This window comes from Achromobacter sp. NCFB-sbj8-Ac1-l (genome assembly GCF_052695805.1).
In genome coordinates this window covers 5,052,839-5,068,867 of sequence record NZ_CP199812.1, presented here as the reverse complement: position 1 = coordinate 5,068,867, position 16,029 = coordinate 5,052,839, and the positions used below count along the sequence as shown (strand labels likewise).

At 68.2% G+C, this 16,029-nt stretch carries 16 protein-coding genes; 12 read left to right on the top strand and 4 right to left on the bottom strand.

What is annotated here, in order from left to right:
* Positions 1 to 214 precede the first annotated feature (214 nt).
* From tgt to ACUDP5_RS23250, 3 genes are all read right to left on the bottom strand, one after another.
* Entirely contained in the window at positions 215 to 1,351 is a 1,137-nt protein-coding gene (gene tgt / locus ACUDP5_RS23260) for a tRNA guanosine(34) transglycosylase Tgt (protein ID WP_025137318.1), read from the bottom strand.
* Positions 1,348 to 2,403 (bottom strand): tRNA preQ1(34) S-adenosylmethionine ribosyltransferase-isomerase QueA, encoded by a 1,056-nt coding sequence (gene queA, locus ACUDP5_RS23255; protein ID WP_263911315.1) that lies wholly within the window; start codon positions 2,401 to 2,403, stop codon positions 1,348 to 1,350. The genes tgt and queA overlap by 4 nt, the downstream gene beginning before the upstream one ends.
* Before the next feature lie 171 nt (positions 2,404 to 2,574).
* Positions 2,575 to 3,411: an IclR family transcriptional regulator gene (locus tag ACUDP5_RS23250; protein ID WP_445657304.1), complete on the bottom strand. Its 837-nt coding sequence runs from the start codon at positions 3,409 to 3,411 to the stop codon at positions 2,575 to 2,577.
* A gap of 79 nt (positions 3,412 to 3,490) precedes the next feature.
* On the opposite strand from ACUDP5_RS23250, the gene ACUDP5_RS23245 reads away from it, so the two are divergent.
* The 5 genes from ACUDP5_RS23245 (at position 3,491) to upp (ending at position 8,718) form a co-directional block, all read left to right on the top strand.
* Entirely contained in the window at positions 3,491 to 4,504 is a 1,014-nt protein-coding gene (locus tag ACUDP5_RS23245) for an LLM class flavin-dependent oxidoreductase (RefSeq protein ID WP_263911317.1), read from the top strand.
* Positions 4,505 to 4,583: 79 nt separating this feature from the next.
* Complete coding sequence (locus tag ACUDP5_RS23240; RefSeq protein WP_445657303.1) at positions 4,584 to 5,090, top strand: flavin reductase family protein; 507 nt, start codon at positions 4,584 to 4,586, stop codon at positions 5,088 to 5,090.
* Positions 5,091 to 5,156: 66 nt separating this feature from the next.
* Positions 5,157 to 6,308: an ABC transporter substrate-binding protein gene (locus tag ACUDP5_RS23235; protein ID WP_445657302.1), complete on the top strand. Its 1,152-nt coding sequence runs from the start codon at positions 5,157 to 5,159 to the stop codon at positions 6,306 to 6,308.
* 181 nt (positions 6,309 to 6,489) lie between these two features.
* Complete coding sequence (dacB, locus tag ACUDP5_RS23230) at positions 6,490 to 7,938, top strand: D-alanyl-D-alanine carboxypeptidase/D-alanyl-D-alanine endopeptidase (protein WP_263911323.1); 1,449 nt, start codon at positions 6,490 to 6,492, stop codon at positions 7,936 to 7,938.
* 141 nt (positions 7,939 to 8,079) lie between these two features.
* Positions 8,080 to 8,718 carry a uracil phosphoribosyltransferase gene (upp, locus tag ACUDP5_RS23225; protein ID WP_175194101.1) on the top strand — a complete coding sequence of 213 codons (639 nt, stop codon included), beginning with the start codon at positions 8,080 to 8,082 and terminating at the stop codon, positions 8,716 to 8,718.
* A gap of 57 nt (positions 8,719 to 8,775) precedes the next feature.
* Here the strand turns inward: upp and cysG are convergent, their stop codons facing one another.
* Positions 8,776 to 10,191, bottom strand: coding sequence for a siroheme synthase CysG (gene cysG, locus ACUDP5_RS23220; protein WP_445657301.1), 1,416 nt, complete (start codon positions 10,189 to 10,191; stop codon positions 8,776 to 8,778).
* A 521-nt stretch (positions 10,192 to 10,712) separates the two neighbouring features.
* On the opposite strand from cysG, the gene ACUDP5_RS23215 reads away from it, so the two are divergent.
* The 7 genes from ACUDP5_RS23215 (at position 10,713) to ACUDP5_RS23185 (ending at position 15,946) form a co-directional block, all read left to right on the top strand.
* Positions 10,713 to 12,023 (top strand): CmpA/NrtA family ABC transporter substrate-binding protein, encoded by a 1,311-nt coding sequence (locus tag ACUDP5_RS23215; protein ID WP_445657300.1) that lies wholly within the window; start codon positions 10,713 to 10,715, stop codon positions 12,021 to 12,023.
* An 88-nt stretch (positions 12,024 to 12,111) separates the two neighbouring features.
* Positions 12,112 to 12,969 carry a nitrate ABC transporter permease gene (gene ntrB / locus ACUDP5_RS23210; RefSeq protein ID WP_445659206.1) on the top strand — a complete coding sequence of 286 codons (858 nt, stop codon included), beginning with the start codon at positions 12,112 to 12,114 and terminating at the stop codon, positions 12,967 to 12,969.
* A gap of 4 nt (positions 12,970 to 12,973) precedes the next feature.
* A complete protein-coding gene (locus ACUDP5_RS23205; RefSeq protein ID WP_263911328.1) occupies positions 12,974 to 13,846 on the top strand; it encodes an ABC transporter ATP-binding protein in 873 nt (290 codons plus the stop codon).
* A 156-nt stretch (positions 13,847 to 14,002) separates the two neighbouring features.
* Positions 14,003 to 14,701 carry a hypothetical protein gene (locus tag ACUDP5_RS23200; RefSeq protein ID WP_263911605.1) on the top strand — a complete coding sequence of 233 codons (699 nt, stop codon included), beginning with the start codon at positions 14,003 to 14,005 and terminating at the stop codon, positions 14,699 to 14,701.
* Positions 14,702 to 14,783: 82 nt separating this feature from the next.
* Positions 14,784 to 15,101 (top strand): DUF883 family protein, encoded by a 318-nt coding sequence (locus ACUDP5_RS23195; protein WP_025137331.1) that lies wholly within the window; start codon positions 14,784 to 14,786, stop codon positions 15,099 to 15,101.
* 71 nt (positions 15,102 to 15,172) lie between these two features.
* On the top strand, positions 15,173 to 15,586 hold the full coding sequence (locus ACUDP5_RS23190; protein WP_263911330.1) for a phage holin family protein: 414 nt from the start codon (positions 15,173 to 15,175) through the stop codon (positions 15,584 to 15,586).
* A gap of 3 nt (positions 15,587 to 15,589) precedes the next feature.
* Complete coding sequence (locus tag ACUDP5_RS23185) at positions 15,590 to 15,946, top strand: hypothetical protein (protein WP_263911332.1); 357 nt, start codon at positions 15,590 to 15,592, stop codon at positions 15,944 to 15,946.
* The last annotated feature ends 83 nt before the right edge of the window (positions 15,947 to 16,029 follow it).

Below are 16,029 nucleotides of genomic sequence, written 5' to 3'. Positions count from 1 at the left end.
ATAGTCTGTTTGGGTTTGTTTGTATCGAGCTGTCGTCGATCTTGTTCTGCGCCCATCCCCGCGCGAGCCATGGATAGGGCAAGCCGACTATTGTAGCGAGGTTATTCCCGGCTACCTGTCACGGCCTGTGCGCAGTGATGGGGGCGGATCGCCAAATAAAAAGCCCCCATGGCCTCGTGGTTTTCACTAGGGTCGCCGACCTGCGCCGGCGGCCCTATTCCACCCCGCGCGCCCGATCGGCGGCAAATTGGGCGCGCCAGGCGTCGAAGCGGCCTTCGGCGATGGCTTCCCGCATTTCCTTCATGATGGTCAGGTAGAAGTGCAGGTTGTGCAGGGTGTTCAGGCGCGCGCCGGTGATTTCGTTGGCACGTTGCAGGTGGTGCAGGTAGGCGCGCGAAAAGTGCGCGCAGGTGTGGCATTCGCAGCTGGGGTCAAGCGGGCGGGTGTCGTCGCGGTACTTGGCGTTGCGGATCTTGACGTCGCCAAAGCGGGTGAACAGCCAGCCGTTGCGCGCGTTGCGGGTCGGCATGACGCAGTCGAACATGTCCACGCCGCGGCTCACGCCCTCGACCAGGTCTTCCGGCGTGCCCACGCCCATCAGGTAGCGCGGCGCCTGGGCCGGCAGCTTGGGCGTGACATGCGCCAGGATGCGCATCATGTCTTCCTTGGGCTCGCCCACCGACAGGCCGCCGATGGCGTAGCCATGAAAGCCGATGTCCTGCAGGCCGGCCAGGGACTCGTCGCGCAGCGCCTCGTACATGCCGCCCTGGACGATGCCGAACAGCGCGTTCGGGTTTTCCAGGCGGTCGAATTCCTCGCGCGAACGGCGCGCCCAGCGCAGCGACATGCGCATGGACCGGGCGGCCTCTTCGACGGTGGCGGGCCGGCCGTCGATTTCATACGGCGTGCACTCGTCGAACACCATGACGATGTCCGAATTGAGCGAACGCTGGATGCGCATGGATTCTTCGGGCGTCAGGAACAGGCGCGCGCCATCGATGGGCGAGGCGAACTTGACGCCTTCCTCGGTGATCTTGCGCATGCCTTGCAGGCTGAACACCTGAAAGCCGCCCGAATCCGTCAGGATGGGCTTGTCCCACTGCATGAAGCCATGCAGGCCGCCGTGCTTTTCCATGATTTCCGTGCCCGGGCGCAGCCACAGGTGGAAGGTGTTGCCCAGCACGATCTGCGAGCCGATTTCCTTGAGCTCGTGCGGCATCATGGCCTTGACGCTGCCATAGGTGCCCACGGGCATGAAGATGGGCGTTTCCACCACGCCGTGGTTCAGCGTGATGCGGCCGCGGCGGGCGCCGCCATCGGTGGCGAGCAGTTCGAAATTCAGTCCGGTCATGGGGCAGGGGATTCGATGAACATGGCGTCGCCATAGCTGAAGAAGCGGTAGCGCTGGGCCACGGCGTGGGCATAGGCGCGGCGGATCGGCTCGACGCCGGCCAGCGCCGACACCAGCATCAGCAAGGTCGACTGGGGCAGGTGGAAGTTGGTGACCAGGGCGTCGACGACGCGGTACTGGTAGCCGGGGGTGATGAACAGGCGGGTGTCGCCCTGGGCCGCGGCCAGTGGCAGCCCGGGGGCGGTGCGGCCTTCGGTCTGCGCGGCGGCGGATTCCAGGGCGCGCACGCTGGTGGTGCCCACCGCGATGACGCGGCCGCCCTTGGCGCGGGCCGCGGCGATGGCGTCCACCGCGGCTTGCGGCACGGTGAACCACTCGGCGTGCATGATGTGGTCGGCCAGGTTGTCCACGCGCACGGGCTGGAAGGTGCCGGCGCCCACGTGCAGGGTGACGAAGGCGCGGTCCACGCCCAGCGCGGCCAGGCGGTCGAGCGTGGGCTGGTCAAAGTGCAGGCCGGCGGTGGGGGCGGCGACGGCGCCGGGTTCGCGGGCGTAGACGGTCTGGTAGCGGTCGTCGTCGCCGGCGTCGGCCTCGTGCGTGATGTAGGGCGGCAGCGGCGTGGCGCCGTGGGCGTCCAGCAGGTCCAGCACGGGGCCGGGAAAGCGGATGTCGAACAGCTCGCCTTCGCGGCCCAGCACGGTGGCGTCGAAGGCGTCGGCCAGGCGCAGCACCATGCCGGGGCCGGGCGATTTGCTGGCCCGCACGTGCGCCAGGGCGCGGTCGGTGTCGGTGATGCGTTCGACCAGGACTTCGATCTTGCCGCCGGTGGCCTTGTGGCCGGCCAGGCGCGCCTTGATCACGCGCGTGTCGTTGAACACGAGCAGGTCGCCGGGGCGCAGCAGCCCTTCCAGGTCGGCGAAGCGGCGGTCATGCAGCTGGCTGGCGCCGTCCAGGTGCAGCAGCCGGCTGCCCGTGCGCTGGGCGGCGGGCGTCTGCGCGATGAGCTCGGGGGGCAGCTCGTAGTCGAAGTCGGAAACGGTAAGGGCGTGCACGGGATATCGGTATCAGGGGGCGGGCGTGGCGAGGGTCGCAGCAAGGGCGCCGGGCCGCCGGCAATGGGGCGGCAAAAATACGAGCCCGGCCCGGGGGCCGGCTCGGGGGCAACTCGGTATTGTAAAGGGGCTGGGAAAAAGGGCGGCTGGCCGGGCCGGGGCACGGCCGATTCAGCGTCCGCCGCGCCAGCCCAACCGGCGCGAGCAGTCGGCCGCTGCCGCCGCCAGCGCGCGCAGCGGCGCGCCGTCTGGCGACAGGTCGAAGCCGCCGTGCAGGCCCAGGCCTGTGATGGCCCCGGCCAGTTGGCCCTGGGCGTCCAGCACCGGCAGCGCGGCCGAGTCGATGCCGTGCAGCAGATGGCCGCTGACACTGGCATAGCCGCGTTCGCGGGTGGCGAGCCAGCGTCGCCGCAGGACCCCGGCAGGGTCCGCCACGGTGGCAGCCGGCAGGTCCGGGCCGGCGGGATCGCCCAGCAGGCTCGCCGGGTCGGCGCCCTGGCGTTGCGCCGCCTCCCATTCCGCCAGGGCGCGTGACAGCGCCAGCGCTTCGGGCAGCCAGGCCGCGAACACGCGCCCGGTGGCGCTGTTGAGCAGCGGCAGCACCGAGCCGACCCGCACGTTCACCGTGACGGGCAGGCGGGCGTCGCGCCACTGCACGATGGTGGGGCCGTGCTGGCCCCAGACGGAGATGAAGACGGTCTGGCCGATGGCGGCGCTCAGGTCTTCCAGGCAACCGGCCGCCAGCTTCACGAAATCCACCTCGGCCAGCGCCGCCAGGCCCGTGTGCAGGGCCTGGGGCCCCAGCCGGTAGCGGGCGCTGGCAGGGTCCTGCTCGACGTAGCCGCGCCGTTCCAGCGACACCAGGTAGCGGTGCGCCTTGGCGCGCGGCATGTCCAGGCTTCGGCCCAGTTCCGACACTGACACGGCGCCGCCCAGTTCGGCCAGCCGGGTCAGGACGTCCAGGGCGATTTCGGCGGACTGGATTCCGGTGCTGCTCTCTGTTGACATCAGTTCGTCTCTTATTAGAATACGTGTATCACTAAAAAATACATCAGCGCACCGCCGCGGACAAATACGGAGACAACCCATGAAGCTGTCCATCTTCTCGGTACAGGACCATTACCCCGACCAGCCCCGCAGCCTGGGCCAGTTGTACAGCCAGGTGCTGGAGCAGGCCCGCCAGGCCGAACAGTGGGGGTACGACACCTTCTGGGTGGCCGAGCATCACTTTCATGAATACGGCGCGGTACCCAATCCGGCGGTGTTCCTGGCGGCCCTGTCGCAGCAGACGACGCGCCTGAGGCTGGGGACCGCGATTTCGATCCTGACCTTCCACAACCCCCTGACGGTGGCGGAAAACTATGCCTTGGTGGACCAGCTTTCGCAAGGCAGGCTGTCGCTGGGCGTGGGGTCGGGCTATCTGAAGCACGAGTTCGAGGGCTACAACGTCGACCCGGCCATCAAGCGCGAGCGCTTCGATGAAAACCTGATGCTGGTCGAGCGCCTGCTGTCCGGCGAACGGGTCAGCCACGAAGGCAAGTTCAACACCATCCGCGAGGTCCGGCTGAACGTGCAGCCGGTGCAGCAGCCGGTGCCCGTCTATGTGGCCATCCTGCGCCGCGAGGCGGCCTACCACGTGGGCCGCCAGGGGCGCCGCATGCTGTTCGTGCCTTACGCGGCGGTGGACAACTTCGAAGAGATCGGCCTGATGATGCAGGACTACCGCCGCGGCCTGGCCGAAGCCGGCATCGAGGACGCGTCCGGCATGGCGGCCGTGGCGCTGCATACCCACGTGGCAGCCACCGACGACGAGGCCCGCGAACGCGCCGCCCGCGCCTTCGACCTGTATGTGGAAACGCGCCTGTATGCCCGCAGGCAGGTCTACGACGACATCATCGCCAGCGGCCTGTCGCTGTTCGGTTCGCCCCGCACCGTGGCCGACAAGCTGGCGCGGTTGGCGGACATGGGCCTGGACCATGTGATGAGCCTGCACAATTTCGGCCTGATGCCGCAGGACCGGGTGCTGGATTCGATGCAGCGCCTGATGGACGAGGCCGTGCCGCTGTCGGGCGTGCGCCCCTCCGCGGCCGTGCCGGCCTGACGGCAATACGCGTGCCTGCCTGCCGGCACGCGCCGTCCTGTCCTGCCCGCCCTGCATCGTCGACCCGCCGGAGCCTTCCATGACCTGCGCCAGCCTTGATCTCAGCCCGATGCGCCTGCGGCAGGCGCTGGGGCGCTATGCCACCGGCGTCACGGTCGTGACCGCCGCGGGCGCCCAGGGGCCCATCGGCCTGACGGTCAATTCCTTCGCCCCGGTGTCGCTGGACCCGCCGCTGGTGCTCTGGAGCCTGCGCCGCGCCAGCATGCACTACGCCGATTTCATGGCACAGGGCGGCTTTGCCATCCATGTGCTGGGGGCGCCGCAACGCGACCTGGCGCGCGTATTTTCGCAGCCGGTGGCCGATCGTTACGCCGGGCTGGACTGGTACGTGGGGCAGGACGGCATTCCCGTGTTCGACGCCTGCGCGGCGCGCTTCGAGTGCGCCACCCGCCAGGTGCTGGAAGTGGGCGACCACGCCGTGCTGATCGGCGAAGTGCTGCGCCTGCACGCCCCGGACGATGACGGCGGAGCACTGGTTTTCCATAAGGGCGCTTTCCTGCCGCAGGCTGAGGTTCCCGTCGTATAACGCTTTTGACGCCGTAGCGGATCGGCAAGACGCATAACGATATCCGCACCCCAAAGGAGACGACGCATGCCCCCCCGTTGCACATTGAAGGCCGCGTTGGCGGCCCTGCTGGTCGCGGCCGCCGCACCCGCGCTGGCGCAGGTGAAGATCGGCGCCACCCTGTCCACCACCGGCCCCCAGGCCTCGCTGGGCATTCCCGAACGCAACACCATCAGCCTGCTGCCCACCGAGATCGGCGGCGTGAAAGTGGAATACATGGTGCTGGACGACGCGTCCGACACCACCCGGGCGGTCAGCAATTCGCACAAGCTGATTTCCGAGAACAAGGTCGACCTGATCGTCGGCTCGACCACCACCCCCAACACCATGGCCATGCTGGATACCGTGGCCAGCGGCGCCACGCCGGTGATCACGCTGGCGTCGTCGGCCCGTCTGATCGACCCGGTGGACGACAAGCGCCGCTGGGTCTTCAAGACGCCGCATTCCGATTCCCTGATGGCTGAGGGCATTGCCCGCCATGCCGCCGCCAACGGCGTCAAGAAGCTGGCCTTCATCGGCTTCAACAACGCCCTGGGCGAGACCTTCTGGGTGGAAGTGGAAAAGGCGGCCAGGCAGCACGGCATCGAGATCGTGGGCCGCGAGAGTTTCGCGCCCACCGACACCTCGGCCGTGGCGCAGACCCTGAAGCTGGTGGGCGCCGCCCCGGATGCGGTGGTGGTGGGCGCGTCCGGCACGCCGGCCGCGATGCCGGCCCGGGCGCTGCGCGAGCGTGGCTACCCGGGCAAGATCTATTTCAACCACGGCGTGGCCAACAATGATTTCCTGCGGGTGTGCGGGGCGGCCTGCGATGGCGCCTGGGTGCCGGTGGGGCCGGTGATGGTGGCCGACCTGCTGCCCGAGAGCCATCCGGTCAAGGCCACGGCGCAGGCCTTCGCCAAGAAGTACGAGGCGGCCAACGGCCCGGGCAGCGTGTCCCTGTTCGCCGCCTATACCTGGGACGTGGGCTTGTTGTTGCAGCAGGCGATCCCCGTGGCGCTCAAGTCGGCCAAGCCGGGCACGCCGGAATTCCGGGCGGCGCTGCGTGAGGCGCTGGAAAACGTGAAGAACCTGCCGACGGCCACTGGCGTGGTCAACATGAGCGCCACCGACCACAACGGCCTGGACGAGCGCGCACTGGTCATGGCGACCGTGGCGGGCGGCAAATGGAAACTGCAGTAGCCGCCTGCCGTTGACCGGCCGGCACGGTGACCGGCCGGTCGGCGACCCGGGCCGCCCGGATGCCGCGGAATCGTCCCGAACGGGGCGGCTTGGCGCGGGGCATCGACCCACCGCCACCCGTAACCGTCGCAGGTTTTGTATGCTCTCGGTTTCGCGGGACAGGCAACCAGGTGGACAGGGCATGACAGGATCAGGGAAAAAGCGGTGGAGCGGGCCGGCGCGGTGGCTGGCTGGCGGGTTGCTGGCCCTGGCTGCGGGCAATGCCTGCGCGCAGGTGCCCGGCCTGCCGCCCAGCGTGGTCAACGCCTGGAAGGCCACCAAGCTGCCCGACAGCGCCCTGTCCCTGGTGGTGCAAGAGGTCGGCGGCCCGCGGCTGGCGACCCTGAACGCCAAGGAAGCCCGCAACCCGGCATCGGTGATGAAACTGGTCACCACCTGGGCCGCGCTGTCCGAGCTGGGGCCCAATTACGTCTGGCGCACCGATTTCATGACCGAGCCGGGCGCGCGGCCGGACGCCCGCGGCGTGTTGCCCGGTCCGCTGTACCTGCGCGCCGGCGGCGACCCGCAATTCCTGATGCAGGACCTGTGGGCGCTGCTGCGCGAATTGCGCCTGCGCGGGGTCAAGCAGATCAATGACCTGGTGATCGACCGCAGCATCTTCGGCCAGGTGGCGACCGACCCCGGCGCCTTCGACGGCGCGCCCGACCGCGCCTATAACGCCAGCCCCGACGCGCTGATGGTGGGTTTTGGCGCCGTGCGCATCCTGTTCAGCCCCGATCCGGCCGCCAATAAATGGGTGCCCCTGATCGACCCGCCGCTGCCCGGCCTGAAGATCGAAGGCAAGGTCGACTGGAGCGACGTGCGATGCCCCGGCGCGCCGGTGGTCCAGACCGACCCCGTCATCACCCAGCAGGGCGTGACCCTGCGCGTCAGCGGCAAGGTGGCCGGATCCTGCGGTGAATTCAGCCTGTACCGCCTGGCGCTGTCGCAGAACGACTACGCCACCGAAGTCTTCCGCATGCTCTGGAAGGAGCTGGGAGGCACCTTCAAGGGCCAGGTCCGCACGGGCGTGGTGCCCGGCGATGCCGTGGTGCTGGCTTCGCATGATTCGCCGACCCTGGCCGAAGTGATCCGCCAGATCAACAAGCGCAGCAACAACGTCATGGCGCGCACCTTGCTGTTGACCCTGGGCGCCGAGCGGGGCCGCCGGCCGGCTACGGTGGCCAGCAGCGAGACCGTGGCCAAGGGCCTCTTGGCCAGGCAGGGCCTGGACATGCCGGAACTGGTGATCGACAACGGCGCCGGCCTGTCGCGCGAGGCCCGGGTGTCGGCCGACAGTCTGGCGTCGATGCTGACCGTGGCCTGGAATTCGCCGGTCATGCCCGAGTACATTTCGTCCTTGGCAATCGCCGGCGTCGATGGCACGGTGCGTCGCCGCCTGAAGGGCGACGGCACCGCCGGCATGGCCCACCTGAAAACCGGATCGCTGCGCGACGTGCGCTCGATCGCCGGTTACGTGCTGGGCGCCAGCGGCAAGCGCTTTGTCGTGGTCAGCATCGTCAACCACGAACAGGCGGGCGCCGTGCGGGCGTTCGACGACGCGCTGATCGCCTGGCTGGCCGAACAATAAGGCGGGCAGGATGGGCGCGTCGCGGCGCGCCCATCCGCCGCTTTTCCCTTAAACCGATTACGATTCTCTGGCGTGCACCGCGTGGCGGTGGCGCCTGAGGCGAAATACCCTGTCTATCAATAATTCTGGAGATTTACGCACATGCCCGTGCACGAAATCCGCCATCCGCTGATCCGCCACAAGCTCGGGATCATGCGTCGCGCCGACCTCAGTACCAAGAGCTTCCGTGAACTGTCGCAGGAAGTGGGCGCGCTGCTCACTTATGAGGCGTCCAAGGACCTGCCGCTGGCGCCCGCCACCGTCGAAGGCTGGTGTGGCTCGGTGCAGGTCGAGAAGATCGCCGGCAAGAAAGTCACCGTGGTGCCCATCCTGCGCGCCGGCATCGGCATGCTGGACGGCGTGCTCAGCCTGATCCCCGGCGCCAAGGTCAGCGTGGTGGGCGTGGCCCGCAACGAAGAAACCCTGGAAGCGCACACCTACCTGGAACGCCTGGTGGGTGAACTGGACCAGCGCCTGGCCCTGATCGTCGACCCGATGCTGGCGACCGGCGGCTCGATGGTCGCCGCGATCGACCTGCTCAAGCGCGCCGGCTGCAAGGAAATCCGTGCGCTGGTGCTGGTGGCCGCGCCGGTCGGCATCGACGCGGTGCTGTCCAAGCACCCGGATGTGCATATCTACACGGCGTCCATCGACGACGGCCTGAACGAGCACGGCTACATCATGCCGGGCCTGGGCGACGCGGGCGACCGCATTTTCGGCACCACGCAAAAGACGGACTGATGCCGTCTGTCCGGGGCCCGTTCGCCGTGGCCCCGGCCCGCTTTCATGGACGGGGCCCTAGGCCGCCAGCCGCTGCGGCGCCCCTTCCAGGTGCTCGCCAAACCAATGCAATGACTGAGCCAGTCCGGCCACTTCGCCCACGATCAAGAGGGCGGGGGACCGGATGGCATGGGCGCGCGCCAGTTGCGGCAAGTCCTGCAACGAACCCGACAGCACCCGCTGTTCGGGGCGGCTGCCGTTTTCGATCAGTGCGAACGGCGTCTGCGGCGCACGGCCGTGGCGTATCAGGCGCTGCGTCAGCAATTCGAGCTGACCCACTCCCATATAGAAGGCCAGGGTCTGTTTTTCGCGGGCCAGTGCCGGCCAATCCAGGTTGTCTTCGTCTTCGCGGCAGTGCGCCGTCACCAGTCGAACCGACTGGGCATGTTCGCGGTGCGTCAGCGGAATGCCGGCGTAGGCCGCACAGGCCAGCGCGGCGGTGATGCCGGGCACGACCTCGTAGCGCACGCCGTGGGCGCGCAGGTGTTCCAGTTCTTCGCCGCCCCGGCCGAAAATGAACGCGTCGCCGCCTTTCAGGCGCACCACCCTGCGGCCGGCGCGGGCGTGTTCGACCAGCAGCGCGTGAATGCGCGCCTGGGTGGCGTGGTGGTCTTCACCGGGCAGCTTGCCCACCGAAACGCGTTCGGCGTCGCGGCGCGCCAGCGACATGATGTCATCGCTGACCAGGCGGTCGTACAGAATCACGTCGGCTTCGTTCAGCGCGCGCAGCGCCTTCAGTGTCAACAGGCCGGGGTCGCCGGGGCCGGCGCCCACCAGGACCACGCTGCCTTCGGCGGGCGCCAGCGGCTGGGCCAGCGCCGCCGCCAGGGCGGCCTCGGCCGCGTCGGGCTGCTGCTGGCGCAGCAGGCCGGCTACGGGGCCGTCCAGCAGCCAGTCATAGAAGCGGCGGCGCGCGCCCAGGTCGGGGTGGCCGGCGCGGATGCGTTGGCGGTAGCGTTCGGCCAGCCCGGCCAGGTGGCCCAGGGTGTGGTCGAACAGGGATTCGATGCGTTCGCGCAGGCGCCGCGCCAGCACCGGGGCCACGCCGGACGACGAGATGGCGACGATGACCGGCGAGCGGTCGACGATGGACGGGACCTGGAACGACGACAGTTCGGGGTCGTCCACCACGTTGCTGAAAATCCGGCGGGCCTGGGCGGCGTCGGACACGGCGGCATTGACGCTGCGGTCGTCGGTGGCCGCAACCACCAGCCACACCCCGTCGAGCCACGCCGGGTCGAACGGGCCGGGCAGGTGGCGGATGCGGCCCTGGGCCAGCAGATCCGCCAGGGCGGGGGTCAGGTCCGGCGCGCCGACGGCCACGTCGGCGTGGGCTTGCAGCAAGGCGAGCGTCTTGCGCTCGGCCACGGCGCCGCCGCCCACGACCAGCACGGGCCGGTCTTTCAGATCGGCAAAAATCGGGAAAAGCTTCATCACGCAGCCTCGGGCGCACCCGGCAGAAGGTCAGTCGATCATAGGGATGGGGTTTCATCCCCACAACTTCTGATTTCTTGAATCCATATATCCATAACTTATTTGGCAGGCCCGTCGGGCGCGCCTGCCTGGCTAGTGATGCAAGTTCCATGCCGGCCGCCGGGCGCGAGCTCGGCTCGGGCAACGGCAGGTCGCGGCGCGAAAAACCGCACGTCGATGGTGCGCCGCCGCAGGGTGTGTTGCACCAAAATGGACCATCGGAGGCGGCCGGGCCCGTTGCGTGGCGGCCGCGGATTTGCCGCCTGCCGCCCGCAAAACCAGTATCGGCGCGGGCTGGCGGTGGGCCAGGCAGCGGCGCAATCAGGCTGGCACAGCGATTGCTTAAGGGTTCATGGGGGCGCCGCGTGCGGCCCGCCCACGCCAAGCGCCGCGATTCGCGGCAGGGAACAACGACGTTCCGCAGCGCCGACGGGTTGTTCCCGCAGGGCGCGCGGGACGTTTTTTTTTGCCAGGAGCCCCGTATGACGCAACCGAAGACGCCTGTGAAACCCCTTCTGTCCGACGCCGCTTCCGCTTCGGCCAGTCCCGCCAGCAGCGGCCGCCGCCAATGGCTGGCGGGCACCGCGCGCGCGGTGGCGGGCGCCAGCCTTTTGTCGTTGGTCGATCCCCTGGTGCGGGCCGGCGCCTGGGCGGCGGGCAGCGATGCGCCCGAGAAGCCCGAGGTCAAGATCGGCTTCATTCCGCTGACCGATTGCGCCTCGGTCGTCATGGCCTCGGTGCTGGGCATCGACAAGAAGCATGGCGTCACCATCACGCCGTCCAAGGAAGCGTCGTGGGCGGCGGTGCGCGACAAGCTGCTCAATGGCGAACTGGACATGGCCCACGTGCTGTACGGCCTGATCTATGGCGTGCAGATGGGCGTGGGCGGGGCGAAGAAGGACATGGCCGTGCTGATGAACCTGAACCAGAACGGCCAGGCCATCACGCTGTCGAACAAGCTGCTGCAGGCCGGCGCGCGCGATGGCGAATCGCTGGCCAAGGTCATGGCGTCCGACAAGCGCGAATACACCTTCGCCCAGACGTTTCCGACCGGCACGCATGCGATGTGGCTGTATTACTGGCTGGCCGCGTACGGCATCGACCCGATGAAGGACGCCAAGGTCATCACCGTGCCGCCGCCGCAGATGGTGGCCAACATGCGCGTGGGCAATATGGATGGCTATTGCGTGGGCGAGCCGTGGGGCGCCCGCGCCATCCTCGACAAGATCGGCTTCACGGCCGTGACCACCCAGGCCATCTGGACCGATCACCCCGAAAAGGTGCTGGGCACCAGCGCCGACTTCGTGGCGCGCAACCCCAACACGGCGCGCGCCGTGACCGCCGCCATCCTGGAAGCCGGCAAGTGGATCGATGCCTCGCCCGCCAACCGCCAGAAGACCGCCGAGACCATCGCCGCCAAGTCCTACGTCAACACCGACGCCAGCGCCATCGTGGGCCGCATGCTGGGCCAGTATGAAGACGGCCTGGGCAAGCAGTGGAACGACGAGCATGCGATGCGCTTCTCGGGCGATGGCGCGGCCAACTTCCCGTACCTGAGCGACGGCATGTGGTTCCTGACCCAGCACAAGCGCTGGGGCCTTCTCAAGGACCATCCCGACTACCTGGCCACGGCGCGCCAGGTCAACCGCATCGATATCTACAAGCAGGCCGCCCAGGCCGCGGGCATTGCGCTGCCCGCCAGCGAGACGCGCAGTTCGAAGCTGATCGACGGCGTGGTGTGGGACGGCAGCAATCCGGCGGCCTACGCCGACGGTTTCAAGGTCAAGGCCTGAGCGCCGGTTTGCGATAAGGAGCAACACCATGTCTAGCGTGACGAATAGGGAAGGGGGCGCCTTGGCGGGCGGCACAGCGGGGGCGGCCATGGCCGGCAGCGCCTTGGCCGGGGCCGCCCCGACGGCAGGCGCAGGCGCCCGCGCCAGGCTCTGGGCAGACGCCGGGCGCGACTACCTGGAAGCCGCGCTGCGCGCCGTGGTCGGCCCGGTGGCCGGCTTCGCGCTTTTCGTGCTGGTGTGGCAGGTGGTGGCCATGCGCATTCCCGAGATTCCCACGCCGGGGGTGACCTGGCAGGCGGCGGTCGCCTTGTTTGCCGACCCGTTCTACGACAATGGCCCGAACGACAAGGGCATCGGCTGGAACTTGCTGGCGTCCTTGCAGCGGGTGGGCATCGGCTTCGGGCTGGCCGCGCTGATCGGCATTCCCGTGGGCTTCGCCATCGGCCGCTATGCGCCGGTGCGGGCCATGTTTTCGCCCATCGTGAGCCTGCTGCGACCCGTGTCGCCGCTGGCGTGGCTGCCGCTGGGCCTGTTGCTGTTCAAGGCCGCGAACCCGGCGGCCATCTGGGCGATTTTCATCTGTTCGATCTGGCCCATGATCATCAACACCGCCGTCGGCGTGTCGCGCGTGCCGCAGGACTACCTGAATGTGGCGCGGGTGCTGAACCTGTCGGAATGGAAGGTCACCACCAAGGTGCTGCTGCCGGCGGTGCTGCCCTACATGCTGACCGGCGTGCGGTTGTCGATCGGCACCGCGTGGCTGGTGATCGTGGCCGCCGAGATGCTGACGGGCGGCACCGGCATCGGCTTCTGGCTGTGGGACGAATGGAACAACCTGAAGGTCGAACACATCGTCATCGCCATTTTCGTGATCGGCATCGTCGGCCTGATCCTGGAAACGCTGCTGGTCGCGCTGGCCCGCCGCTTCACCTATACCGAGGAATAGCGCCATGAAGAAATTCGTACGCATCGAACGCGTGGGCCAGACCTTCACCACCCGCAAGGGTGCCTTCGTGGCCCTGCGCGATATCGACCTGACCGTGGAGCAGGGCGAATTCATCACGCTGATCGGCCACTCGGGCTGCGGCAAGTCCACCCTGCTGAACCTGATCGCCGGCCTGACCCGCCCCACCAGCGGTGTGCTGCTGTGCGCCGAGCGCGAGATCACCGGACCGGGCCCGGACCGTGCGGTAGTGTTCCAGAACCATTCGCTGTTGCCCTGGCTGACGTGCTTCCAGAACGTGCACCTGGCGGTGGAGCGGGTCTTCGGCGCCACCGAAAAACGCGCCCAGCTGGCTGACCGCACCCGCGCGGCGCTCGACCTGGTGGGGCTGCTGCCCGCCCAGAACAAGCTGCCGCGCGAGATATCCGGCGGCATGAAGCAACGCGTGGGCATCGCCCGCGCCCTGGCGATCGAGCCCGGCGTGCTGCTGATGGACGAGCCGTTCGGCGCCCTGGATGCGCTGACCCGCGCGCATCTGCAGGACGAGCTGCTCAAGATCGTGGCAAAGACGCGCACCACCACCATCATGGTCACGCACGACGTGGACGAGGCCGTGCTGCTGTCGGACCGCATCGTCATGCTGACCAACGGGCCGGCAGCGACCATCGGGGAAATCCTGCCCGTGCCCTTGCCGCGGCCGCGTGACCGGGTGCGGCTGGCCAATGACCCGGTCTACCTGGCGTGCCGTGCCGGGGTGGTGGATTTCCTGCACCGCCGCCACGGCAATCCGGAACGGGCCCAGCCCGCGGCCCTGGCCAGCGTGCCGGCGCCCCAGGCGCAGGGGCCGGCCGTGGCCGAGGCGTCGCGCGTTGCCGCCTGACCGGCTGGGAAAAGCGTGACCTGCCTGACACGTTCGGTCATGCGGCGCTTTTGCCAACCGGTGTAGTATCAAGCCAGCCATCCGCGCAAAGCGGGGGGCGTTTTCTGATTTCTGGAGTGGCTTGTGGCTTTGCGAAAATTGGCATCCCTGATAGTGATGGTTGGCGGGCTGGGCACGGCCGGCGCGGCGCAGGCGGGCGTGTGCGACGCGAAGTTCATGCATGACGGCGGCGCGGTCCAGCTCACCGGCTCGGGCAACATCGCGCTGGGCGCCGACCTGGCCTTCACCGAGGTTACAAAAAGCAATGGCGATAACTGCCGCGCCCGCGTGCAGGGAGTCGCCCGTTTCAGCTACGCGGGCCTGCCGCCGGGCAAGTCCAACCTCGACTACCTCATGACGGTCAAAGGCGGGCAGGCCACTTTCCTCAAGTACGCCACCGCCGGCGAAGCGCCCAAGCCCTCCGAAGGGCAGTTCGACCTGCGCATGCTGGGCCTGTTCGCGTATGACGGCAAACTGAACCCCGGCCAGAAGCTGCCCGGTTCGTCGTTTCGTCTGAAAATCGGCAAGGAAGCGCCGGTGGGCGGCCAGCCCAGCACCACGGTGCGCATCGGCGAGAAGAGCGTGGGGCGTGCCACCGCCATCAGCACCGCGCTGGGCCAGCAGTCCTGCCATCCCATTTCGTACTCGCGCAATTCCGAGCCCACGATGGCCACCTTCCAGGGCCTGACCATTCCTATCCCGGGCATGAACACCACCGTCACCGATTGGTATTGCCCGGCGGTCAACCTGGTCATGAAACAGGACATCGACCAGGGCGGCGTCAAGTCCGCCGTTGAGATTACGCAAATCAAGTAGCACACGGTAGCAAGCCGGCCATGCTCCTCGCGGGGCGGCTGGTATGATGGTTTCGTCATAGACACACAACAGGAGCTCAAACATGGCCACGAGAAAATCCGAAGAAGTCGCAAAAGAAAAACTCATCGACAGTGTCAAGACCAGCCTGAACGACGCTGAAAGCCTGCTGCGCGAAGCCGCCAGCAGCACGGGCGACAAAGCCACCGAACTGCGCGAACGCGCCATGACCTCGCTCAAGCGCACCCGCGAAGCCCTCTACGAAGCCCAGGACGCGGTGCTCGAGCGCGGCCGCAAGGCCGCCCGCGCCACCGACGACTACGTGCATGACAATCCCTGGCAAGCCATCGGCATCGCAGGCGTGACCGGCCTGCTGCTCGGCTTGCTGATCAGCCGCCGCTGATAAGGCAGGGACGTCCCGGGCGGGCGGCGCAGGCGTTTTTGCCGCGTCGCCCGCCCGGTGTCCTTTCAGCCATGGGTCTACGCAAATCTGTGTTTGGCGTGGCGTCCAGCCTGGTCGGGCTGATGCGTACGCGCCTGGAATTGCTGGCGCTGGAAGCGTCCGGCGAAAAAGCGCGCCTGCTCAAAGTGTTGGGCCTGGCATTTGCCGCGTTGCTGTTCCTGACGCTGGCGGTGCTGGTGTTCACCATCACCATCGCGGTGGCGTTCTGGCCCACCGAAGACCGCTATCTGGCCTTGGGCCTGTTGGCGGCGTTTTATCTGCTGGTTGGCGTCGTGCTGCTGCTGGTGGTGCGCCATGGGTTGCTGTATGGCCCGCCGCCGTTCGCAGCCACGCTGGAAGAGCTGGGCCGCGACGCGGAACTGCTCGAACGCGTGCGCGACGCCCAGGACGACGATGACCGGGCGCGTCGGCGCGAGGAGGGCTGAACCATGACGAAAAGGTCTCCCGCTGTCGACCGCGCGGTGCGCATCGAGCTGCTGCGGGCCCGCGCCGCGATCGAGCGCGAGTCGCTGGCCCAGGACATCGTCTCGGCCGGCCGCAAGCTTGAACCTTCGGCACTGTTCAAGAGCCTGCTGCCGGGCCTGGCGTCCGGGGGCGCGTCGCGCTGGGCCATGCAGGCCATTGGCCTGGCCCGGCGCTATCCGCTGATCAGCTCATCGGTATCGGCCATGTTCATGCGCGGCGGCAGGAAGTCCAAGCTGCTCAAGCTGGCCGGCGGCGCGCTGGTGGGCTGGCAGTTGTTCAAGCTCTGGCAGGATTCCCGCCAGGATGGCGACAATCCCTGAATGGGTTGCGCCCGCATCCTCGAACCCCGCCCTGGCCGGCGGGGTTTCTTTTGGCCCGCGGAATCTTTCTGTCCCCGAATTTG